General features: G+C 67.9%; 20 protein-coding genes. 12 read left to right on the top strand and 8 right to left on the bottom strand.

Translation table 11 applies throughout. The features are described 5' to 3' along the window. Positions 1 to 54 precede the first annotated feature (54 nt). The 7 genes from J8I34_RS22370 to J8I34_RS22340 form a co-directional block, all read right to left on the bottom strand. On the bottom strand, positions 55 to 753 hold the full coding sequence (locus J8I34_RS22370) for a PadR family transcriptional regulator (protein ID WP_209807048.1): 699 nt from the start codon (positions 751 to 753) through the stop codon (positions 55 to 57). Between the two features lie 240 nt (positions 754 to 993). Next, positions 994 to 2076 carry an MBL fold metallo-hydrolase gene (locus tag J8I34_RS22365; RefSeq protein WP_209807047.1) on the bottom strand — a complete coding sequence of 361 codons (1083 nt, stop codon included), beginning with the start codon at positions 2074 to 2076 and terminating at the stop codon, positions 994 to 996. A gap of 167 nt (positions 2077 to 2243) precedes the next feature. Beyond that, positions 2244 to 3641 carry an FAD-binding oxidoreductase gene (locus J8I34_RS22360; RefSeq protein WP_209807059.1) on the bottom strand — a complete coding sequence of 466 codons (1398 nt, stop codon included), beginning with the start codon at positions 3639 to 3641 and terminating at the stop codon, positions 2244 to 2246. Between the two features lie 60 nt (positions 3642 to 3701). After that, entirely contained in the window at positions 3702 to 4517 is an 816-nt protein-coding gene (gene hpaI / locus J8I34_RS22355; RefSeq protein ID WP_209807046.1) for a 4-hydroxy-2-oxoheptanedioate aldolase, read from the bottom strand. Between the two features lie 58 nt (positions 4518 to 4575). Next, the gene (locus tag J8I34_RS22350; RefSeq protein WP_209775991.1) at positions 4576 to 6051 is read right to left on the bottom strand and encodes an NAD-dependent succinate-semialdehyde dehydrogenase; all 1476 of its coding nucleotides are present in this window, start codon (positions 6049 to 6051) and stop codon (positions 4576 to 4578) included. Between the two features lie 36 nt (positions 6052 to 6087). Further along, positions 6088 to 7611: a UxaA family hydrolase gene (locus tag J8I34_RS22345; RefSeq protein ID WP_209807045.1), complete on the bottom strand. Its 1524-nt coding sequence runs from the start codon at positions 7609 to 7611 to the stop codon at positions 6088 to 6090. Between the two features lie 80 nt (positions 7612 to 7691). Further along, positions 7692 to 8708, bottom strand: coding sequence for a tripartite tricarboxylate transporter substrate binding protein (locus J8I34_RS22340; protein WP_209775989.1), 1017 nt, complete (start codon positions 8706 to 8708; stop codon positions 7692 to 7694). A gap of 143 nt (positions 8709 to 8851) precedes the next feature. Between J8I34_RS22340 and J8I34_RS22335 the strand changes: the two genes are divergently transcribed. From J8I34_RS22335 to J8I34_RS22280, 12 genes are all read left to right on the top strand, one after another. Then, positions 8852 to 9793: a LysR substrate-binding domain-containing protein gene (locus J8I34_RS22335; protein WP_209807044.1), complete on the top strand. Its 942-nt coding sequence runs from the start codon at positions 8852 to 8854 to the stop codon at positions 9791 to 9793. 393 nt (positions 9794 to 10186) lie between these two features. Continuing rightward, a complete protein-coding gene (locus J8I34_RS22330) occupies positions 10187 to 11620 on the top strand; it encodes a cytochrome ubiquinol oxidase subunit I (protein ID WP_029050517.1) in 1434 nt (477 codons plus the stop codon). A gap of 4 nt (positions 11621 to 11624) precedes the next feature. Beyond that, positions 11625 to 12632 (top strand): cytochrome d ubiquinol oxidase subunit II, encoded by a 1008-nt coding sequence (gene cydB, locus J8I34_RS22325; RefSeq protein WP_209775987.1) that lies wholly within the window; start codon positions 11625 to 11627, stop codon positions 12630 to 12632. Next, entirely contained in the window at positions 12632 to 12760 is a 129-nt protein-coding gene (locus J8I34_RS22320; protein WP_084402730.1) for a DUF2474 domain-containing protein, read from the top strand. Before cydB ends, J8I34_RS22320 begins: the two co-directional genes overlap by 1 nt. A 565-nt stretch (positions 12761 to 13325) precedes the next feature. Continuing rightward, positions 13326 to 13700: a hypothetical protein gene (locus tag J8I34_RS22315; RefSeq protein ID WP_035878992.1), complete on the top strand. Its 375-nt coding sequence runs from the start codon at positions 13326 to 13328 to the stop codon at positions 13698 to 13700. A 411-nt stretch (positions 13701 to 14111) separates the two neighbouring features. Continuing rightward, positions 14112 to 14234 carry a hypothetical protein gene (locus tag J8I34_RS35270; protein ID WP_256441848.1) on the top strand — a complete coding sequence of 41 codons (123 nt, stop codon included), beginning with the start codon at positions 14112 to 14114 and terminating at the stop codon, positions 14232 to 14234. 178 nt (positions 14235 to 14412) lie between these two features. After that, a complete protein-coding gene (locus tag J8I34_RS22305) occupies positions 14413 to 16464 on the top strand; it encodes a LamG-like jellyroll fold domain-containing protein (protein ID WP_209775986.1) in 2052 nt (683 codons plus the stop codon). A 68-nt stretch (positions 16465 to 16532) separates the two neighbouring features. Continuing rightward, positions 16533 to 16721 (top strand): hypothetical protein, encoded by a 189-nt coding sequence (locus J8I34_RS22300; protein WP_209775985.1) that lies wholly within the window; start codon positions 16533 to 16535, stop codon positions 16719 to 16721. Positions 16722 to 16775: 54 nt separating this feature from the next. Then, positions 16776 to 18923, top strand: a complete 2148-nt coding sequence (locus J8I34_RS22295; RefSeq protein WP_209775984.1) for a phosphocholine-specific phospholipase C — start codon at positions 16776 to 16778, stop codon at positions 18921 to 18923. A gap of 140 nt (positions 18924 to 19063) precedes the next feature. After that, the gene (locus J8I34_RS22290; RefSeq protein WP_209776003.1) at positions 19064 to 19960 is read left to right on the top strand and encodes a LysR substrate-binding domain-containing protein; all 897 of its coding nucleotides are present in this window, start codon (positions 19064 to 19066) and stop codon (positions 19958 to 19960) included. After that, on the top strand, positions 19957 to 20982 hold the full coding sequence (locus tag J8I34_RS22285; RefSeq protein ID WP_209775983.1) for a M14 family zinc carboxypeptidase: 1026 nt from the start codon (positions 19957 to 19959) through the stop codon (positions 20980 to 20982). The genes J8I34_RS22290 and J8I34_RS22285 overlap by 4 nt, the downstream gene beginning before the upstream one ends. Positions 20983 to 20997: 15 nt before the next feature. Next, positions 20998 to 21750, top strand: a complete 753-nt coding sequence (locus tag J8I34_RS22280) for an alpha/beta fold hydrolase (protein WP_209775982.1) — start codon at positions 20998 to 21000, stop codon at positions 21748 to 21750. Here the strand turns inward: J8I34_RS22280 and J8I34_RS22275 are convergent. Then, positions 21736 to 22323, bottom strand: coding sequence for a TetR/AcrR family transcriptional regulator (locus J8I34_RS22275; protein WP_029050524.1), 588 nt, complete (start codon positions 22321 to 22323; stop codon positions 21736 to 21738). The genes J8I34_RS22280 and J8I34_RS22275 overlap by 15 nt on opposite strands. Between the last annotated feature and the right edge of the window lie 284 nt (positions 22324 to 22607).

Here is a 22607-nt window from a genome sequence, read left to right as displayed (position 1 = left end):
ACTGGCCGGGCCCGGATGCCGATGACGGATGCCAGCGTCAGCGCCACCGGCGTATCAGGCCTTGGGCCCGGCTTCGATTTCGGCCGCCGCGCGCATCAGGATTGCGGCAATCCGGCGCTGCTCGTCGGCGCCGGCTTCGCTGCGCATCACCATCGCGCGTTTGATGGCGGCACGCGCCTGCATCAGTTCAGGCACCCAGCCGCCCTGCTCCGGTTCCGGCTGCGGCTCGCCGCTCATGGCCCGGCGCATCCATTCCATCTTGCGGGCGACGTGACGCAGCTTGGCCACCATCACATCGACGCGCTCGCGGTTGGCGGCGAGATGTGCCTTGCCGGTTTCAGACAACTGGTAGCGCTTCTTGTTGCCTTCGGTGTCGACCGTGGCGTAGCCGACTTCTTCCAGATAGGTCAGCGCGGGATAGACCACGCCCGGACTCGGCTTGTAGAAGCCGTTGGTGCGCGTCTCCAGCGCCTTGATCAGCTCGTAGCCGTGGCTGGGTTTTTCGTCGAGCAGGCTCAGCAGCAGCAGTTGCAGATCGTCGGCGCTGAACTTGCGGCCACGGCGCCAGCCGTCGTTGTCGAAGCCGCCGGGGCCGTCGCCGCCGAAGCCGTCGTCGTCACGGTTGCCCCAGAAGCCGGCGCCACCTCGGCCCATGGCGTGACGCATGAAGTGCGGAGCGAGTCGCATGAATGCATCTCGAACCTTGCCGTGAGAGGCGTGGGGGTGGCTTTGATGGTGATGATGGTGGCGCATAAGCCCTCCGATGTATCGCTAGATAGATCGTAAGATATATATCGTACGATCTAAAGTCAACCCCGGATACGGCTGTAGTTCACGCGCCCGCTTCCGCATCCGATCGACTCGATCCGCGAAAAAAAAGGCGGCAAACATTTGCCGCCATCCAGTAGACAATCGCGTGCTCAGCGAGGGCCGATGGTCGTTGTAAGTCAGCAACACCATCGGGGCACAACAAGCCTCCCGCCCCGTCGCCAGCTACCCCAACCGATACCAATAGCATCCATCCGCCGCCAGCTCCCGCACCGCTTCCCCACGATGCAGCAGGTAGTTCAGATGCGCGATGCTCTCCCCCGTCGCCATCCCCAGCAGGCCGCCCGCCCCCGTGATCGGCCGTGAGAACAGCTCGCCGAACACATCCACTGCCCGCTTCGGCTCCGCCAGTGCCCCTCGCAGCCGGTCCAGCGCCTGCATCTGGCTTGCCCGCAGATAGTCGATCCGGGCGTGCAGCCCGCGGAACGGCTCGTTGTGGGCCGGCAGCACCAGCACGTCGTCCGGCACGGCCGCCTTGACCTTGTCCAGCGACGACAGCCAGTCTTCCATGGGATCGGCGTCGGGTTCGGTCGGAAACACCGACACATTGGACGAGATCTTGGGCAAGACCTGGTCGCCGGAGACAAGCAGCTTCAGTGAGGGGCAATAGAGGCAGGCATGCTCCGGCGAATGGCCGGTGCCGACGACGACCTTCCAGTCATGGTCGCCAATGCGAAGGGTGGCGCCGTCTTCCAGCCGCCTGAAGCTTTCCGGCAAGGCGTGGACGAATTTGCCGAAGCCGCCGAAGCGGGTCCGGTAGACCTCGATGGCGTCGTCGTCCCAGCCGGCGCGGCGGTAGAACTCGATGGCGTCGTCTGGCGCGGCGCGTCCGGTATCGGCGGCCAGCACGCGGCACATCAGGTATTCCATCCGGGTCATCCACAGCTGGCAGCCAAACTTGCGCCGGAGCCAGCCGGCCATGCCGATATGGTCGGGATGCATGTGGGTGACGAAGAGCCGTGTCAGGCCGTCGGAAAGCGCGCCGTCCTTGCCGAACAGCGTGCGCCAGGCCTGCGCCGTTTCCGGCGTCTGCAAGCCGGAGTCGACCGCGGCCCAGCCTGCACCGTCGCGGATGGCCCACAGGTTGATATGGTTCAGGCCAAGCGGCATCGGCATGCGCAGCCAGAACACGCCGGGGACGATCTCGCTGGCGCGGCCTGGTTCGGGCGCGTCGCCACAGGGGTAGTCGAGTTCGGGCTTCTTGAGCGGAGTGAGGGCGGGGGCGGTATCGTTGGCGGGGGCGCTCATATTGGTCTCGGCGGGGGCCGGGCGTGTGCCGGAGACCGGCATGCGCCTGTTCCGGCGTTCTGGATACCCCTCACCTTAGCCGAGACGGCAGATTCTTGCCACGGCGGTTGTGCGCCCTCCCCGGCCGTTGCGGCCGGTGATCGCCAGAATCTGCCAATAGTGATGGTTCAGGGCGCCGGCAGCACCTTCCCCGGATTCAGCAGGTTCATCGGATCCAGCGCCCGCTTCACCTGCCACATCAGTTCCAGCTCGACCTGCGACTTGTACCGCACCAGGTCGTCCCGCTTGGCCACGCCGATCCCATGCTCGGCCGACACCGAGCCGTTGCCGGCATAAGCCAGGCCATCCACCAGTGTCGACACCGGCTCGTACCACTGCGCCAGGAAATCCTTTGCAGCCTGATCCCGGGGCCGCAGCGGGTTGAAGTGGACGTTGCCGTCGCCCATGTGCCCGTAGATCACCATGCGCGCGTCGGGCACCAGTTCCAGCACCCTGGCCGAAGCCTCCTCGACAAATGCCGCGATGCGCGACAGCGGCACCGAGACATCGCACTTGATGCTGCCCCCGGTGCGCGTCTGCGCGTCGGAGATCTCTTCGCGGATGCGCCAGAAGGTCTGGACGTCGGACAGGCTGGAGGCGACGGCGGCATCCAGCACCAGTCCCTCGCCGAAGCCGGACTCCAGGATTTCCATCAGCGTGGCGTTGAGGCTTTCGGCGTCGGTGCCGGAGGTCAGTTCGACCAGCACCATCCAGTCATGGCGGTCCTGCAGCGGCGCGGCGACGTTGCCGAGGTATTCCAGCACCAGTTCCAGCGCGGGCCGCGAGATCAGTTCGAAGGCGCTGACGGCCTGGCCGGAGAGGCGCTTGGCTTCGCCGAGCAGCGCCACCGCGGCGGCCGGGTCCTTGACCGCGACCAGGGCCACGGCGGTGCTGCGCGGCTGCGCCATCAGCTTGAGCACCGCGCCGGTGATGATGCCGAGCGTGCCTTCGGCGCCGATAAACAGCTGCTTGAGGTCGTAGCCGGTGTTGTCCTTGCGCAGGCCGCGCAGCGACGAGAAGATGCGCCCGTCGGGCAGCACCGCTTCGATGCCGAGCACGAGGTCGCGCATATTGCCGTAGCGCAGTACCGCGGTGCCGCCGGCATTGGTCGACAGGTTGCCGCCGATCTGGCACGAGCCTTCGGAGCCGATGCGCAGCGGGAACAGGCGCCCTTCCGCTTCAGCGGCGCCGCGCGCGGCGCTCAGCGTGACGCCGGCCTGCACGGTCATGGTGTCATTGATGGTGTCGACCTCCAGCACGCGGTTCATGCGGCTCAGGTTGACGACCACCGCGGTACCACTGTCGTCGGGCACGGCGCCGCCCATCAGCGAGGTGTTGCCGCCCTGCGGCACCACCGGCACGCGGTTGGCATGGCACCACTGCAGCACCTGGCTGACCTGTTCGGTCGACGACGGCAGCACCACCATCTGCGCCTGGCCGCGGTAGATGCCGCGGTAGTCGGTGACGTAGGCCTGGGTGTCGGCTTCGCCGGTGCGGCAGGCGTTGGCGCCGACGATGGCTTCCATCGCGCGCAGTGTGGATTCCTGGTTCTGGGGAACGGCTTGCATGGTTTGTCCTGGAGCGGGTCAGTACGCGGCGGAAGGCTTGTCGGCGGCAGTGCCAGCCTCGGCCGTATTTTGCTCGCGGAACGATGCCGCCAGCTTGCGCGCGGCGTTGGCATAGACCAGCACGTCGACGCCGGTGGCCACGAAGGTGCAGCCGAGTTCGAGGTAGCGGCGCGCCAGCGCGGGATCGGAGGTCAGCGTGCCGGCGGCCTTGCCGCTGGCGATGATGGTGCGCATTGCGCCCTCGATCGCTGCCTGCACTTCGGGATGGCCGGGGCGGCCGCGATGGCCCATCGATGCGGCCAGGTCGGCGGGGCCGATAAAGACGCCGTCGACGCCGTCCACCGCACAGATGGCTTCCAGGTTATGCAGCGCGGTGACGGTCTCGGCCTGCACCAGCAGGCAGACCTCGTCATCGGCCACGTCGAGGTAATCGGTGCGCGAACTCCAGCGCGAGGCCCGTGCCACCGCGCTGCCCACGCCGCGGATGCCTTGCGGCGGGTAGCGCGTGGCGCCGACCAGCGCGCGCGCCTGCTCGGCGGTGTCGACCATCGGCACCAGCAGCGTCCTGGCGCCGATATCGAGCAGTTGCTTGATCAGGGCCACGTCGCCGGACACGGCGCGCACGACCGGCTGCGACGGGTAGGCGCCGACCGCTTGCAACGCGTGCAAGGTGGTCTGCAGGTCGTTGGGCGCGTGCTCGCCGTCGATCAGCAACCAGTCGAAGCCGGCGGTGGCCGAGACTTCGGCCAGGTACGGCGCGGCCATCGACAGCCACAGGCCGATTTGCGGCTGGCGCGCGGCCAGCGCGGTCTTGAAGGGATTGTCTGCGGGCATGTGGATTGTTCCTGTTCGATCTGGCGATTGCCTGGCGATTGAGCGATAGCCCGGCGCTTCAGCCGAGCTGGCCCTGGCAAAGGTACTTGGTGTGCATGTAGTCGTCCAGGCCGTGGCGCGAGCCTTCGCGGCCGTAGCCGGATTCCTTGACGCCGCCGAACGGCGCCGCCTCGGCGGCGATCGCGCCTTCGTTGATGCCGACCATGCCGGTTTCCAGTGCCTGCGCCACGCGCCAGATGCGGCGGGTATCGTTGGAATAGAAGTACGCGGCCAGCCCGAACGGCGTGTCGTTGGCGTCGCGGATGACCTCCGCTTCGTCGCGGAAACGGAAGATCGGCGCAACCGGGCCGAAGGTCTCTTCGCACGACAGCTCCATCGCCGGCGTGGCATCGACCAGCACAGTCGGGGCGTAGTAGTGCGGACCATCTTCCGTGCGTACGCGCTTGCCGCCGGTGACCACGCGCGCGCCACGGGCGACGGCGTCTTCGACGTGGCGGGCGATCTTGTCGACGGCGCGCGCATTGATCATCGGGCCGATCTGCGCGGCCTCTTCCGTCGCGGGGCCGACATGAAGCGCGCCGACGCGTTGCGCCAGCCGCTCGACAAAGTCGTCGTGGACCGCCTCATGGACATAGACACGGTTCGGGCAGACGCAGGTCTGACCGCCGTTGCGGAACTTGGACGCCATCAGGCCGTCGACCGCGGCATCCAGGTCGGCGTCTTCGAACACGATGAACGGTGCATTGCCGCCCAGTTCCAGCGACAGCTTCTTCAGCGTGGCGGCGGATTCGCGCGCCAGGTGCTTGCCCACCGGCGTGGAGCCGGTGAAGGTGATCTTGCGCACGCGGCTGTCGAGCAGCCAGGCATCGACCACGCCAGGCGTATGTTCGCGCGATGCGGTGACCATGTTGAGCACGCCCGCCGGAATGCCGGCCTGCTGTGCCAGCCATGCCAGCGCCAGCGCCGTCAGCGGCGTGTCTTCGGCGGGCTTGGCCACCACGGTGCAGCCGGCGGCCAGCGCGGGGGCGATCTTGCGCGCAATCATCGCCAGCGGGAAATTCCACGGCGTGATCGCGGCGACCACGCCTACCGGCTCCTTGAGGACCAGCAGTTTGCGGCCGGGCACTGCTTCCGCGACGATGTCGCCGCAGATGCGGGTCGCTTCCTCGGCGAACCATTCGACGTAGGAAGCGCCGTACTGCACCTCGCCGCGTGCTTCCTTGAGGGGCTTGCCTTGTTCGGTGGAGATGATGCGCGCCAGGTCTTCCTGGTGTTGCAGGATCAGTGCGTGCCAGCGCTTGATCAGCTGCGCACGCTCCCGCGCGGTGCGCCGGCTCCATGCCGGGAATGCGGCGGCGGCTGCGTCCACCGCCAGGCGCGCATCGCCGGCATCGCTGTCAGGCACGCTGGCAAAGGCCTCCCCGTTGGCGGGATCGGATACGGACAGGCGAGCGCCGAGGCCGGCATCGCGCCATTGGTCGTCAATCAGGTTCTGGGTGCGCAGCAGCGCGGGCTCGGCAAGGTTCAGGGCCATCGGAAGTCGAGAAAAAAATGGGGAAACAGCCGGCAATCAGCTGACGATGCCAAGGTGCCAGGGTACGAACTCGTTGTCGCCCAGGCCCAGCATCTCGCTCTTGGTCGGCTCGCCGGAAGCGGCGCGCAAGATATGCCGGAAGATGCGTTCGCCCATCTCGGGCACGGTCAGTTCGCCGTCGAGCACGAGTCCGCAGTTGATGTCCATATCCTCTTCGAGCCGCTGGTACATGGCGGAGTTGGATGCGAGCTTGATCGTCGGGGCGGGCTTGGAGCCGAACATCGAGCCGCGGCCGGTAGTGAAGCAGATCAGGTTGGCGCCACTGGCAATCTGGCCGGTCACGGCGACCGGGTCATAGCCGGGCGAGTCCATGAAGACAAAGCCGGCCCGGTCGATCGGCTCGGCATACTCGTACACCGCCTGCAGCGGCGTGGTGCCGCCCTTCATCGCCGAGCCCAGCGATTTCTCGAAGATATTGGCCAGGCCGCCCTGCTGGTTGCCGTGGCCGACCACGCCGTTGAATTGCGCGTTCTGGCCGGCGGTGTAGCGCTCCCACCAGGCCAGCCGGTCGAGCAGCTTCTGCCCGACTTCCGGCGAGATGGCGCGGCGCGTCAGCATGAATTCGACGCCGTGGATCTCCGGCGTCTCCGACAGGATGGCAGTGCCGCCATGCCGCACCAGCAGGTCCATGGCCGCGCCCAGCGCCGGGTTGGCGCTGATCCCCGAGAAGCCGTCCGAGCCGCCGCACTCCAGGCCGATCTTGAGATGGCTGGCCGGCACTCGCTGGCGCACCGCGGCATTGGCCGCGGGGAGCATCGCCTCGACCGCGCGGATGCCCGCCGCGATGGTGGCGCGCGTGCCGCCGGTGTCCTGCATCACCAGCGTATGCACCGCGGGTCCGGGCTCGAGGCCTTGCGATTCGACCAGCGATGCGACCTGGTTGCGCTCGCAGCCCAGCCCGACGATCAGCACGCCAGCCAGGTTGGGATGGCGCGCATAGCCAGCCAGCGTGCGCCGCAGCACGTCGAAATGCTCGCTCGGCGACGACATGCCGCAGCCGCTGGTCTGCGCAAATGCCACCACGCCATCGACATTGGGATAAGCCGCCAGCCGTTCCGCGGGGAAATGCGCGGCAATCTGCCGGATCACCGTCGACGAGCAATTGACCGAAGACAGGATGCCGATGAAATTGCGCGTGCCGACGCGGCCATCCGCACGCACGAAGCCGTTGAACGTGGCGCGCTGCGCCTCGGGCACGTAGTCGACCGGACGCACGTCCTGGCAGAACGCCGGGTCGCGATAGAAATCGACCAGCGTCAGGTTGTGCGAATGCACGTGCTCGCCGGGCACGATATCGCGCGCGGCCACGCCGATCACGGTATCGAACTTGCGCACCGGCGTACCCGCCGCAATGGCGCACGCCGCGATCTTGTGGCCGGCCGGCACCTGCGCGCGCACGCGCACCGCGGGGTCGGCAAGCTGCTGGCCCAGCGGCAGTTCATGCCGGGCGACCAGCACGTTGTCGTTGGCGTGCAGGCGGATGACGGGATTGGGCTTCACTTGTGATTCGCTTGGTTGGACGACTGGTGGGGCGACAGGTGTTGCGACAGATGGTGCGACTGCGCCCGATGCGACTGCGTTCAGCTTTGCTGCAGCAGTTCCTTGAGCTTCAGGCGCTTGATCAGGTCGGTTTCCTGCGCATAGACGCTGGCCACGTACTTCTTGTAGTCGGGGCCGTCCAGGTACATCAGCGGCGCATCGAGCCGTGCCGCGACCTGCTTGAATTCATTGCTCGCCACCGCTGCACGGAACGCCTCGCGCAGCGTCTTTTCCACCGCGGGCGGCAGGCCCTTGGGCGCGCCGATGCCGTTGGGCGCTTCCACCACCACGTTGTAGCCGAGCTCCTTCAGCGTGGGCGTGTCCTTGAAGCGCGAGGCGCGCTGCTCGCCCCAGGTCGCCAGCAGGCGCAGCTTGCCGGCTTCCACATGCGGCGCCCACGAGCTGGAATCGGCCAGCAGTTCCACCTGCCCCGCCAGCACGTCCTGCAGCGCGGCGGCACCGCCCTTGTAGGCGATCGCGTTGAACTGCACGCCCGCGGCCAGCGCAAACTGCTCCATGCCGACATGGGTCGCGCCGCCGATGCCGGCGTGCGCATAGGTGATCTTGCCGGGGTCCGCCTTGGCCGCCGCGACCACGTCCTGCAGCGTCTTGTAGCGCGAGCTGGTCGGCACGGCGATGCCGAAGGTCTGGCCCGACGTGCGCGCGAGGTAGGTCAGCTCGGTGCGCGGGTCCAGCGGCAGCATGCCGAGCTGGGCAAAGCGCGTGACCGAGATCGGGATCTGGCCGATGGTGTAGCCGTCCGGCGTGGCGCGCGCCAGCGCCTTGGTGCCGATCATGCCGGAAGCGCCGGCGCGGTTTTCCACCACGATCGACTGCTTGAGAATGCCGCTGGCCACCTGGCACAGCGCGCGCATCGACTGGTCCGCCGTGCCGCCGACCGGCCACGGGCAGATAAAGGTGATGGGACGCTCGGGATACGCGGAGGCCAGCGCGCGCGAGCCCGGCAGCAGCACGCCGGCAGCACCGGCAGCAACGCCGGCGGCAGCGCCGATGAGCAGGTTGCGGCGCTTCAGGTCGATGGGGAGTCCTTGGGTCATTTGCGGGTGTCTCCGTGTTTTGATTATGGGCGACCGGTGCGGGCCCGGCGTCGTCATGCCAGGCATTCTGTCTCCGCCGAACATAACAATCCAATCAAAAACTGGCATTGCTTCATAACGTTTCCGTTAGGTAGACTGCCGCCATGGTCAAGATCGATCGCGCGCTGCGCTCCAACATCAAGCTGCGCCATCTGCAATTGCTGGTGGCGCTGGATGAATTCCGCCACCTCGGGCGTACCGCGGAGTTCCTGTCGGTGAGCCAGCCCGCGGTGTCACGCGTGCTGACCGAAGTCGAGAAGATGCTCGGGCTGACGCTGTTCACGCGCTCGACGCGCGGCACCGAGCCCACGCCCGCCGGCGAATCGCTGGTGCGCTTCGCGCGCTCGGTGCTGGCGCAGTACGAGCAGACCCGCGACGAGATCGCGGCGGTGCAGAGCGGCGCGTCGGGGCGCGTGCAGGTGGGCTCCATGGGCGCTGCCCTGCCTGTGCTGCTGGCGCGCGCGGTGGGGCTGCTCAAGGATCGCCATGCGCGGGCCACCGTGCTGGTGGAGGAAGGCGATTTGACCCACCTGCTGCCCAAGCTGCGCCTGCGCGAACTGGACCTGATCGTCGGCCGGCTCGAGCCAGGCTATGCGGCGCCGGACCTCGAGACCGAGGCCTTGTATGAAGAGCCGATGGTCGTGGTGGTCAGGCGCGGCCACAAGCTCGCGCGCAAGGCGCGGCCGGGGTGGGCCGACCTGGCGGCGATGCCGTGCGTGCTGCCCCCGCCGTGGGCATCGCTGCGGGTGAAGATCGAGCAGGCGTTTTACCACTACGGGCTGCATCCGCCGCAGGACGTCGTCGAGACTTCGTCTTACCTGGCACTGAGCACGTTCGTCGTGCAGCGTGGCGCCGCAGGCTTTATGGCGGCATCGGCGGCACGCAGCATGCAGGACGACGGCAGGTTGCAGGTGCTGAACATGGAGGTTCCAGTGGAACTGCCGCCGGTCGGCATCATCACGCTGCGCGAGCGGGCGCCGTCGATCAGTGCGGACCAGTTACTGGCTTGCCTGCGACAGGCAGCGGCGGAGATCCTCGCGGCTTAGTCACGGCGGGGCGTCGCGGCCTGCGTCCCACATTCCCTGCACGCCGCCCCGACGTTGCGCCCTGACAACTGTACGGAGACGCAAACCCTGCCTCCTGCTGCACTGCGAAAAACTGATACGGTATTTTTTCGCCGATGTGATGCTGTTATTCCCATAGGCGGATGGGTAGGATGATTTCCGGCAGTTGGCCAAGGCTGTGTCCGCGCCGCCCCGCTGCGGCGAAATGTCACCCGCCCGGCCTGCTGCCCATCGCGCTGCGCGCCGCGTACACTACGCTTACCGCACGCGCCTACGGCCCGCGCCCCCGGCGCGCCCCGCCGGCTGGCCGGCCTGCCCCCGCAGCGCCGCGCCGTCCCGCAGGCGTGCGCCAGGCCAGCGCCACGGAGAATAACTATGTTTGGTTTGACCGCGCTCGACCTCGCCCGCATCCAGTTTGCCTTTACGGTTTCCTTCCACATCGTCTTTCCCGCGATCACCATCGGCCTGGCCGCCTACCTGGCGGTGCTGGAAGGCTGCTGGCTGCGCACGAAGCGCCCGCATTACCGCGACCTCTATCACTTCTGGTCCAAGATCTTCGCCGTCAACTTCGGCATGGGGGTCGTCTCCGGGCTGGTGATGGCCTACCAGTTCGGCACCAACTGGAGCTTCTTCTCCGAGTTCGCCGGCAGCATCACCGGGCCGTTGCTGACCTATGAAGTGCTGACTGCCTTCTTCCTGGAGGCGGGCTTCCTCGGCGTGATGCTGTTCGGGTGGAACCGCGTCGGGCCCGGGCTGCATTTCTTCGCCACCGTGATGGTGGCGCTGGGCACGCTGATTTCCGCCACGTGGATCCTCGCGTCGAACAGCTGGATGCAGACGCCGGCGGGCTTCGAGATCATCGACGGCCGCGTGGTCCCGACCGACTGGTTCGCGGTCATCTTCAACCCGTCCTTCCCCTACCGCCTGCTGCATATGAGCGTGGCGGCGTTCCTGGCCACGGCGCTGTTCGTCGGCGCCTCGGCCGCGTGGCACCTGCTGCGCGGCCGCGACAACCAGGCCATCCGCAAGATGCTGTCGATGGCGATGTGGATGCTGCTGATCGTCGCGCCGATCCAGGCCGTGATCGGCGACCTGCACGGCCTGAACACGCTCAAGCACCAGCCCGCCAAGATCGCCGCGCTGGAAGGCCACTGGGAGAACCACGGCAACGAAGGGCTGCCGCTGCTGCTGTTCGGCTGGCCCGACATGCAGCGCGAGGAAACCCGCTTTGCGGTGGAAGTGCCGCGCCTGGGCAGCCTGATCCTGACGCACACCTGGGACGGGCAAATCCAGGGGCTGAAGGAATTCGCCCCGGAGGACCGGCCCAATTCCACCATCCTGTTCTGGTCCTTCCGCGTGATGGTTGGCCTGGGGCTGCTGATGATCGCGCTGGGCGCCTGGAGCCTGCTGCTGCGCCGGGGCGAACGGCTGTACCGCGCCCGCGCCTTCCTGCATATGGCGCTGTGGATGGGCCCGGCCGGTGTGATCGCGATCCTGGCGGGCTGGTACACGACCGAAGTCGGCCGCCAGCCGTGGGTGGTCTACGGCCTGCAGCGCACCGCCGACGCGGTCTCGCCGCACGGCGTGCCCGAGCTGGCGCTGACGCTGGGGATCTTCGTGATCGCGTACTTCTTTGTGTTCGGCGTCGGCATCGCCTACATGATGCGGCTGGTGCGCAAGGGACCTGTGCTGGAAGCGCCAAGGCCGGAAGGCGGCCCGGGGCGCGAGCATACGCCGGCCCGCCCGCTCTCCGCCGTGGACGACGACGAAGTCCTTGCCCCCAACCCCGCCGCGCGCACCCGGAGCTGACACCATGGGCATCGATCTCTCCCTTCTCTGGATCGTCATCATCTTCTTTGGCGTGATGATGTACGTGGTGATGGACGGCTTTGACCTGGGCATCGGCATGCTCTTTCCGTTCATCCCCGACCGCCATGACCGCGACGTGATGATGAACACGGTGGCGCCGGTCTGGGACGGCAATGAAACCTGGCTGGTGCTGGGCGGCGCCGGGCTGCTGGCGGCGTTCCCGCTGGCGTACTCGGTCGTGCTGAGCGCGCTGTACCTGCCGCTGATGCTGATGCTGCTCGGACTGATCTTCCGCGGCGTGGCGTTCGAGTTCCGCTTCAAGGCCAACGACCGCGAACGCCCGGTGTGGGACGCGTCCTTTATCCTGGGCTCCGCCACCGCCAGCTTCTTCCAGGGCGTGGCGCTGGGCGCCTATATCGACGGCATCAGGATGGAAGGCCACCGTTTTGCCGGCGGCCCGCTCGACTGGCTGGCGCCCTTCCCGCTGTTCTGCGGCGTCGGGCTGGTGGTGGCGTATACCGTGCTGGGCAGCACCTGGCTGATCATGAAGACCGAAGGCGACCTGCAGCAGCGCATGATCAGGCTGACCGGGGCGCTGGCGTGGGTGCTGCTGGCGGTGATCGCCGTGATCAGCCTGTGGACGCCGCTGACGCATCCGGAGATCGCCGAGCGCTGGTTCAGCCTGCCGAACCTGTTCTGGTTCGCGCCGGTGCCGATCCTGGTGGTGCTGTGCATGCTGATGCTGATGCGCGCGCTTCGGCGCGAGCCGAACATGGCGCCGTTCCTGTACGCGCTCGGGCTGGTGTTCCTCGGCTACAGCGGGCTGGCGATCAGCGTCTGGCCCAATATCATCCCGCCCGGGATCTCGATCTGGGATGCCGCAGGGCCGCCGCAGAGCCAGGGCTTTGCGCTGGTCGGGGCACTGTTCATCATCCCCTTCATCCTGATGTACACGGTGTGGGCCTACTACGTGTTCCGCGGCAAGGTCCGCCACGGCGAGGGCTATCACTGATGGCCGCGTCGACATGGCTGCGCCGGCTGGGGTGGCTGGTGCTGATCTGGCTCGCCAGCGTGGCTGCGCTGGGGGTGGCGGCATGGGCGCTGCGGATGATCATGCAGAGCGTGGGATTCCGCAGCTGAGGTGTGCAGGAAACCGGAATTGGCGTGCCGCGCAGCGGTCGATGCTGCGTATCGGCGAGCCGCCCGCAGTGGCAATGCCATCTTCCAGGCTACCGGAAAGCGGCTTGCGCTCGATGCCTTTCCGCCTGCATGACCTGAAATGGACCTGAGACCCACCGCGCTACGATCCATTGGGGATTGAGGCAGGGGCGGGCCAGGGAGCCCGTTCCCGGGGAACTATCCGCGCGATGCCAGGCGTTCCTGCAGCGCCCGCGCCGTCGCCAGCAGGCCTGGTCCGAGCTCGCGTTCGACATGGGCGGGCGCGCGCCATGCGCGCCGACAAATCGCTTGTAGCGGGCGCCATATGACCGAACGATGCGCGGACCGCGTCGGCCCCATCCCGCGAGTCTCACGTGGCCTGGTGTCCAGTTCCGCATGCCCCGGCGCGGCCTCAACAATACCTCCAGGCGCCGCTGGCCAAACCAGGTGCGACTTCAGGCATGTTCACGCCTGAAACATACTTCTGCTCGATATTGCGCGAACCCGGCAGGAACTAATCTGACAGCACAACAAAAGGGGGTTCCTCATGCATCGGTCGATTCTGGCGATTGGTCTTGGCCTGTTGGCAATTCAGGGCTGCGCGACAAAGAACTACGGGCGGGTCGGGACGGTGACGGACTTCGAGCGGCAGACGATGTCCTGTCGTGAGATTCAGCTTGAGCAGGCAAAGGTAAATGGCTTTACCCAGGCCGTTGAGAAGGAGAGCGAGTTCAGTGGCCGTTCAATCCTGTCATTCCTGGGAGACTTCGGCATTGGGAACATGATCGAGAAGAGCAGCGCGATGGAAAGCGCCGACAATCGGGCGCGTCAATTGCAGACACTCAGCGACCTGCGTCGATGCCCCGAGGCGACACCGCAGGCAGCGACGGCGTCAGCTCCATTGCCAACCGCGAGCCGATAGTCAGGCGCGGCCGGGCCGTTAATCATGGCGGCGTTATTGGAAGCGACCATGTGCCATTCCCTTCACACTGCGGCGAGCCTGGTCGAGTCTGCCGCTTCGACCGACCCGAGTTCGAACCTTCGAAAGTGTTACGACGAAATTACGACAACTACCGAGAAATCGATTCGCCTTATCCTCAGTCAGTCGGAAAGCGGTCGCGGCAACAATATCCGGGACGCATGGCTTGCCTACGGCCTCTACGTAGCATGGTGGAAACTCACGGCAAGCCATAGGACACCAGAGGACGATGAGCGTTTGCATAAGCTCGCGAGGCGATTCAGAGAGACACCCTAGCGACGATGTTCCATCCGTGGTGACATCTGTCGCTATATTCCGGCGCGCATCTGTTTCGGCCAGCTGGGCTGTGCGGCCATGCTGGCCGGGCTGGGCCTGCAATGCGCGTGGACCGTGCTGCTGGCAGCCTTCGGCCATGCGGCGATGGGCGGCACGATGCGTCGGCTCGACGTACAGGGTGGCGCCTCGGCCGGCAGCTGAAGCCCCTTTGTCCGCAATACCCGCAAGAATCTGAATAGCGGCATCAGCATTCTTTCCCCCTCTGTCACCACGGTGACAACCCCTGTTTTTACTCTGCGAGCGCATTGCGGGGAGCGCAATCCGCCACGCGGCACCGGCCGCCGGCGCAGAACAACGCAGACAGACAGGGGAATGACAGATGGCAGGAAAGCATGCAGCGCGTGGCGACGGCAACGGGCGCGGGCGGGCCGCAGCGGCGCTGGCCGCGCTGGCGGCGGCAATGGCCGCGACACTTTCGGCTTGCGGCGGCGATGACTCCGCAGCCGGTGGGCCCGCGCCGGCGGACACCGAGGCCACGGCGCCGGCGCCCGCCGGCCAGGGCGGCCCGCGCGTGCTGCTGGTAGGCATCGACGGCGCCACCTATGCGCAGGTCCAGCGCGCGATCCTGCGGCGCGAGCTGCCCAACCTGGCGCAGCTGAACGTGGTGCCAGCCGCGACCGGCGGCATGCCAGGCACCGTCACCGCGCAGCCGACGCTGGACGCGCCCAGCTGGGCCACGGTGTTGACTGGCACCTGGGCCAACCGCCACGGCGTCGACGACGACACCGGCAGCACGCCGCTGCAGGCGCCCACCGTCTTCCGCCATCTGCGCGACGCTGGCAAGCCCGGCCTGCAGCAAGGCGCCGTGACCAGCTCGATGGTGTTGCCGGCCCTGCTCAGGGCCGAACAGGAATCCGGCGCGCTCGATACGCTGGTTGACTGTGCCGGCGTAGACAGCTGCGTCACGCAGAACGCGCTGCGCCAGCTGCAATCCGGTTACGGCGTGGTATTTGCCCAGTACAGCGCCCCGGCCGCCGCGGCGGAAACCGGCGGGTTCGGCGGCGGCGCCTATGCGCGCGCCCTCGCCGACACCGACACGGCGCTGGGTGAACTGCTGGCCGCCGTCGCCGCGCGCCGCCAGGCGCAGCCGGGCGAAGACTGGCTGGTGCTGGCTACCACCAGCCACGGGCTCGATGCCACCGGCGCCACCACCACGGCGCCGAGCGTGGAGAACCGCACCGCATTCCTCGCCACCAACAAGACGCTGAATGCCGCGCTGGCCCGGCCTGGCGCCACCGCGCCCGTCACCGCCGCGGAACTGTCGGCGCTGCCGACCGAGGCGGATCTGGTGCCGACGATGCTCTTGCACGCCGGCGTGGCCGCCGACCCCGCCGCCAGCCGCCTCGACGGCGCACCGCTGCAGGCGGCCGCTGCCGGCGTGCGGGGGATCGGCGCCAGTGTCGGCCGCTACAGCGACACCATCGCGCTGACCTGGCAGAACCCCACCGAATCTTTCGGCACCACGCGCGTACTGCGCGACGGCGTGGTGGTGGCTTCGCTGGCGCCGGGCGCGCGCGAGTATACCGACAGCGCCTTCGACATGCCCACCGGCCTGTACCGCTTCAACTACACGCTGGTACGCAACGACGTGCCGGTGTCGTACCTGGCGCAGATCCACTACGTCAAACCCGTCACGCTGGCGCCCACGCTGCGCGATGGCCTGGCCACGTACTTCAGCATGGACAGCAAGCCGTTTGCCGACAGCAAGGGCGGCGCCACGCTCGGCCCGTGGGTGGCCGGCACCGACGGCGGCTCGCTGGCCGACGACAACTTCACCGGCAAGTCGCTGCGGGTCGATTCCAATGTCGACACCTACAAGCTGGTGCACAACGGCGCAGACATCGCGCTGAGCCCGCAATTCACCATCGGCTTCTGGTTCCGCACCGACTGCACCCAGGGCAACGGCACTGGTGCACCGGTACTGGCTAACAAGAACTACTTCTCGGGCAGCAACCCGGGGATCGCCATCGGCCTGTTCGGCAGCTGCGAACTCCGCTTCAACCTCGGCAGCGGCGGCAAGCGCGACGATATCAACGGCATGAAGGTATCGGCCAACCAGTGGGCCTACCTGGCGCTGTCGGTCGATGCCGCCGCGAAGCGCTTCAGCGCCTACGTCATCGACCCGGTGCTGGGCCTGCAGAAGACCGAGAACAAGGCCATCGCCAACACCGATGTCACCAGGCTGGCCGGGCTCGGCACCGGCTGGGGCGTCAATGACGACGCCACGCACAACTACGTGGGCAACAACCCCGGCGCGCTCAAGGGGGTGATGGGCTTCAACGACCTGGCGATGTGGACGCGGGTGCTGACGCTCGACGAACTGAAAACCATCACCGGCGCGCGCCAGCCGCTGTCCACGCTGAACCCCTGAAACGCTGACCCGGCGCCGACAACTCTCCGGGGCGCGGCGCCGCCCCATCCCTGCAGGAGCACGACACCATGACTCTCCGATCTTCCACGCTGGCCGCCCTGCTGCTGTGCCTGGCGCTTTCCGCCTGTGGCGGCGACTCCGGCGACGGCCCGGCCACCGGCACGCCGGGCGGCACCCCAGGCGGCACCCCGGGCGGTGGCGGCAACGAACCCGGCCAGCCGCCCGCCGTCACGCCGCAACTGCGCTGCGCGCCCTGAGTTGACGCAGGCAGCCGCCCGTCTCACCCCTGAACCCATCCGGCCCAGAACCCAATGAATTCGCATAGCAGACGCAACTTCCTCAAGCTCGCGGGCGGCAGCGCCGCCGCGACCGCCGCGCTGGCCGCATTCCCCCCGGCCATCCGCCGCGCGCTGGCGATCCCCGCCAACAATGCCACCGGCACCATCCGCGACGTCGAGCACGTGGTCATCCTGATGCAGGAGAACCGCTCGTTCGACAACTACTTTGGCACGCTGCGCGGCGTGCGCGGCTTCGGCGACCGTTTCACGATCCCGCTCGCGGGCGGCCTCAACGTCTGGCAGCAGACCTATACCGACGGCAGCACCACGCGCACGGTCCTGCCCTACCACCTCGACAGCAGCGCCGGCAATGCGCAGCGCGTCAGCGGCACACCGCACTCCTATCCCGATGCGCAAGCCGCCTGGGACCTGGGCCGCATGAACAAATGGCCCACCTACAAGCAGACCCAGTCGATGGGCTACTACACCGAGGCCGAGCTGGATTTCCAGATGGCGCTGGCCAATGCCTTTACGCTGTGCGATGCCTACCACTGCAGCTTCCACGGCGGCACCAACACGAACCGGCTGTTCCACTGGACCGGTACCAACGATCCGGCCGGCACGCATGGCGGCCCGGTGATCGACAACAGCGGCGACTCTTTCACCGGCTCGAACACGCCCTACACCTGGACCACCTACCCTGAGCGGCTGAACGCGGCCGGCGTCAGCTGGAAGGTCTACCAGAACATGCCGGACAACTTCACCGACAATCCGCTCGCGGGTTTCAAGCAATACCGCGACGCCAACGCCGCACGCGGCAACCTGCCTAACGGCAGCCCCTATCCGCCGTACACCACCGCCGACGACGCCATCAGCCCGCTGCTCAAGGGCGTGGCCAACACCATGCCGGACGGCGGCTTCCTGCAGGCACTGCGCGACGACGTTGCCGCCGGCACGCTGCCGCAGGTGTCGTGGATCGTTGCCCCGGCCACCTATTCCGAGCACCCCGGGCCGTCCAGCCCGGTGCAAGGCGCGTGGTACACGCAGGAGGTGCTCAACGCGCTCACCGCCAATCCGGCGATCTGGAGCAAGACGGTACTGCTGATCAACTTCGACGAGAACGACGGCTACTTCGACCACGTGCCGCCGCCGTGCGCCCCCGCCTATGACGGCGACACGCTGGCCGGCGCGACCACGCTGCCCACCGGCGAACTGGCGGATGAATACCACGTCGACAAGCATCCCTACGGCCCCGGTCCGCGCGTGCCGATGTATGTGGTGTCGCCCTGGAGCCGCGGCGGCTGGGTCAACTCGCAGGTGTTCGACCACACTTCGGTGCTGCGCTTCCTGGAGGCCCGCTTTGGCGTCGTGGAGGACAATATCAGCAGCTTCCGCCGCGCGGTGGCAGGGGACCTGACCTCGGCCTTCAACTTCGTCAGCCCCAACGCCAACCCGCTGCCCTCGCTGCCCAGCCGCGACAAGGCGGAAGCCGATGCCATCCGCACCGCGCAGGGCGTGCTGCCGCAGGTGCCGCTGCCCCCGGCAGGCACCCAGCCGATGCCGCCTCAGGAGCGCGGCACGCGTCCGTCGCGCGCATTGCCATACGAGCTGCATGTCAGCGCCCGGGAGGACGCCCGGGAACGCGTGGTGCGGCTGCTGTTCGCCAACAGCGGCAAGGCCGCCGCGGTATTCCACGTCTATGACCGGCTGCACCTGGACCGCGTGCCGCGCCGCTATATGGTCGAGCCGGGCAAGGAACTGCACGGCAGCTGGGATGTCTTCGCCAGCGACGCCGGCAAGTACGACCTGTGGGTGCTGGGTCCGAACGGCTTCCATCGCGCCTTCGGCGGCGACGTTGCCGCGGCCGGCGCCGCGGGCGCCAGCGCGCCCGAGATCCGCGTCTGCTATGACATCGCCAACGCCGCGGTCTACCTGGACCTGATCAACACCGGCAGCGCCGCCTGTACCTTCACCGTGCGGCCCAATGCCTACCGCAATGACGGCCCGTGGAGCTTCGAGGTGCCGGCCGGCAAGCAGCTGCAGCAGCACTGGCCGGTGGGGCTGCAAGGCAACTGGTACGACTTCAGCGTGACTGCGCCGCAGGGCGGCTTCACGCGGCGCTTTGCCGGGCGTATCGAAACCGGCACGGACGGCGTATCGGATCCGGCCATGGGGGCGTGACTGACCGAGGCCCGTTTGCGCGATGCGACGCCCGCCCGGCCCGCGCCGTGGCGGGCGTCGCCGTATTGTCATATTGCCCCGCTAGACTGCGCGGTCGTCCGGACCTGTCCGGTCCGCTCCCCCAACTACTGCGGATGACCATGCTTGGCGACCTGCTGATGACCTTTTTCGAAGTGGCGCGCCAGGGCAGCATCACCATGGCGGCCCGGCAGCTGCGCGTGAGCCAGCCCACCGTCACCGGCCGCATCCGCCAGCTCGAAGAGTCGTATGGCGTCGAGCTGTTTCACCGCCGCGCCAGCCGGGTCGACCTGAGCGACGTGGGACTGGCACTGATGCCGGTGGTCGAGCAGCTGATGCAGCACGAAGGCCAGGCCGACTACCTGCTGCGCAACGCCGGCGACCTGCGCTTCGGCAGCCTGCGACTCGGCGCCACGGGTCCCTACTACATCCTGCGCGCGGTGGCCGCGTTCCGGCAGCGCTATCCGGCGATCGAGGTGAGCCTGGACATCGGCAATTCGCAGCAGATGCTCGAAGCACTGTTCGAGTACCGGATCGACGCGGCCGTGTCGTCGCACCCGGTGGAAGACGACAGGCTTGCGCGCATCCGCCTGGCCTCGGCACCGATGGTGCTGGTCGTGCATCCGGACCATGCCCTGGCGCGCCTGCCGCAGGTGGACCTGGGCCAGCTGCGCGGCTGCCACCTGCTGGTGCGCGAGCACGGCTCGATGACACGCAAGGCGACCGAGGACGCGCTCGCCGCCTGCGCGCAGCAACTGCCGCGGCATACCGTGATCGGCAGCCGCGAGGCCATCTACGAAGCGATCCGCCAGAATCTCGGTGCGAGCGTGGTGCCGCTGGGCGAGGTGCCGCAAGACCCGCTGCTGCGGGTGGTGCCGTTCTCGCGCGGCGCGCCGGTGCTGAACGAATACCTGTACTGCCTGCAGAGCCGGCGCGGCACGCGCCTGGTGGGTGCCTTCCTGGCCTGCGTGACGGCAGCCGATGCGGCCGATGCCGCCGCCGAGCCGCGGGCGGCATGACCGCGCGCGCCGACGCCTTTCCTGAATACGACCAGCTGCTGGCGCTGCTCGACGCCGCCAGCCACGTGCTCGACTGCCGCGTGGTGTGCGAAGCCGCGGTGCAGGGACACCGCTTCGGCGTGCATGTGGCTACCCTCGGCAGCCGCGACCCGCTGGCGCCGGCCATCGGCATCTTCGGTGGCATCCACGGGCTGGAGCGGATCGGCACGCAACTGGTGCTGGACTACCTGCGCTCTGTGCTCGGCCGGCTGGCGTGGGACGAACTGCTGCATCGCGAACTGCAGGCCGTGCGGCTGGTGTTCATGCCGATCGTCAATCCCGGCGGCATGTGGGCCGGCACCCGGGCCAATCCGAACGGCGTCGACCTGATGCGCAACGGCCCGCAGGACGCCGACGCGCGCGTGCCGTTCCTGGCCGGCGGGCAGCGCCTTGGCGCCTGGCTGCCCTGGTATCGCGGCCCGGAAGGCGCGCCGATGGAGCTGGAGAGCCGCGCGCTGCTGCGCGTGGTGCAGGAAGAACTGCTGCCGCGTCCGCTCAGCTTTGCGGTGGACTGCCACTCCGGCTACGGCTGGCGCGACAGCATCTGGTTCCCGTACGCGCGCACGCGCCGGCCGATGGCGCACCTGCCCGAGATGTACCTGCTCAAGACCCTGTTCGAGCAGGCGCACCCGCACCACGGCTACACCTTCGAGCCGCAAAGCCACCAGTACCTGCTGCATGGCGACCTGTGGGACTATGCATATGACCTCGCGCCGGCGGGCAGCCTGTTCCTGCCGATGACGCTGGAGCTGGGCTCGTGGCTGTGGATCAAGAAGAACCCGCGCCAGCTGTTCTCGCGCGAAGGTATCTTCAATCCGATCAAGGCGCACCGCACCGCGCGCGTGCTGCGCCGCCATGTGAGCCTGTTCGATTTCCTCGGGCGCGTCGCGGTTGCGCCGGAGCGCTGGCTGCCGCGCGGGCCGCAGCGCGAGGCGCTGCTGCAGCAGGCGCGCGCGCACTGGCAGACAGAAACGTTGCCGTGAACTGTTGAGGATGGCATGAGCCGATGGGTATTCCTGCGGGGACTGACGCGCGAGACGCGTCATTGGGGCAACCTGCCCGCGCAATGGGAAGCGGCCGGGCTGGGCCGGCCACTGCTGCCCGACCTGCCGGGCAACGGCGCGCTGTCGGTACAACCCGCCCCCTGGTGCGTGCGCGACATGGTCAGCGCGGTGCGCCGGCAGCTGTCGGCGGCCGGAGCGCGCGGACCGTACCGCGTGCTGGCCATGTCGCTGGGCGCGATGGTCGCCACCGAGTGGGCCAGCAGCTATCCGGACGAAGTGGCGGCGCTGGTGCTGGTCAATACCAGCATGCGGCCCTTCTGCACGCCGATGCAGCGTCTGCGTCCGCGCAACTGGGGCAAGCTGCTGCGCGTGGCGCAGCGCTGGCACGACCGCGCCTATTGCGAGCGCACCATCCACGCCATCACCTGCGCGCGCGCGGACACGCTCGCGGCCGACATCGCGGCCTGGCAGGCGATCGCTGCCGATGCGCCGGTCAGCCGCAGCGCGGCGCTGGCGCAACTGGTGGCGGCGGCACGCTATCGCGCGCCCGCAAGGGCGCCAGGCTGCCCGGTGCTGCTGATCGCCTCGGCATCCGACCGGCTGGTCGACCCGGCCTGTTCCGCAAAAATCGGACAGGCCTGGAACGCACCGGTGCTGACGCACCACTGGGCCGGCCACGACCTGCCCCACGACGATCCGCAGTGGTTGTGCGGGGCCGTATCAAGGATCCCGTCAGGCAACGGCTAGCGCCTGCTCCGCCGGCATCAGGCTCGACAGCATGGCCGCCGCGGCATCGAGCCGGTCGGTGGTGCCGAACAACCGCGCACTGGTCAGGCCATTCTGCAACGCGCCGAACACCACCTGCGCCAGCTGCTGCGGCGATGCGGGGTAAGGCGTCTGCCGCTGCACGGCCGCGCGCTCGAACAGCCGCGCGAGCCATTGCTCGTTGAGGCGGACAAAGTCGCGCATCACGCCGCGCACGGATTCCGGCAGCATCAGCACATCAGCCGCCAGCATGCCGACCAGGCAGGCCTGGTCGGTGCCCGCACCGGCGCACAGCGGCGCCAGGTACTGACGCGCCTGCTCGGCCGGCGGCAGGCTGCTGTCGATGGCATCAAGGCGCGCCTGCTTGCGGGCGCGGTATTCGCGCACCGCTTCCAGTACCAGGTCGTCCTTGGAGGGGAAGTAGTAGTGAATGCTTGAGGTCTTGACACCGACCAGTTCGGCCAGGTCGCGGTAGCTGAAACCGTTGAACCCCCGACGGCGGATCAGCACCAGTGCATGTTCGACCAGCTCTTCACGTACAGACCGGGTTTTCATGGTTTCAACTCCTACTTTCTGCACCGCACCCGGCTCAGGCCGGCAGCGCGCGTGCGACAAGGGTGATGAGGGACCCGCTTACCAGGCAAAGCCCTACCCATCCACCCAGGATCAGCGCAGTGTCAAGCCAACGCATGATCGACTCCATGAATCGGGCCGCACGCTGGCAGCCCGGTGATTACAGGGGGCCGGCAACTTGCCGGCCGTATTTCAGACGCTTGCCTCAGGCGAATGCGCCGTCGGTGTACGGGTCAGCCTTGCCGACGCGTGCGCCATCGGTGTAC

The organism is Cupriavidus phytohabitans, from assembly GCF_017815025.1.
Lineage (GTDB): Bacteria > Pseudomonadota > Gammaproteobacteria > Burkholderiales > Burkholderiaceae > Cupriavidus.
The sequence above is the reverse complement of the archived record's forward strand: the minus strand, read 5'-3'. Positions and strand labels throughout refer to the sequence as shown.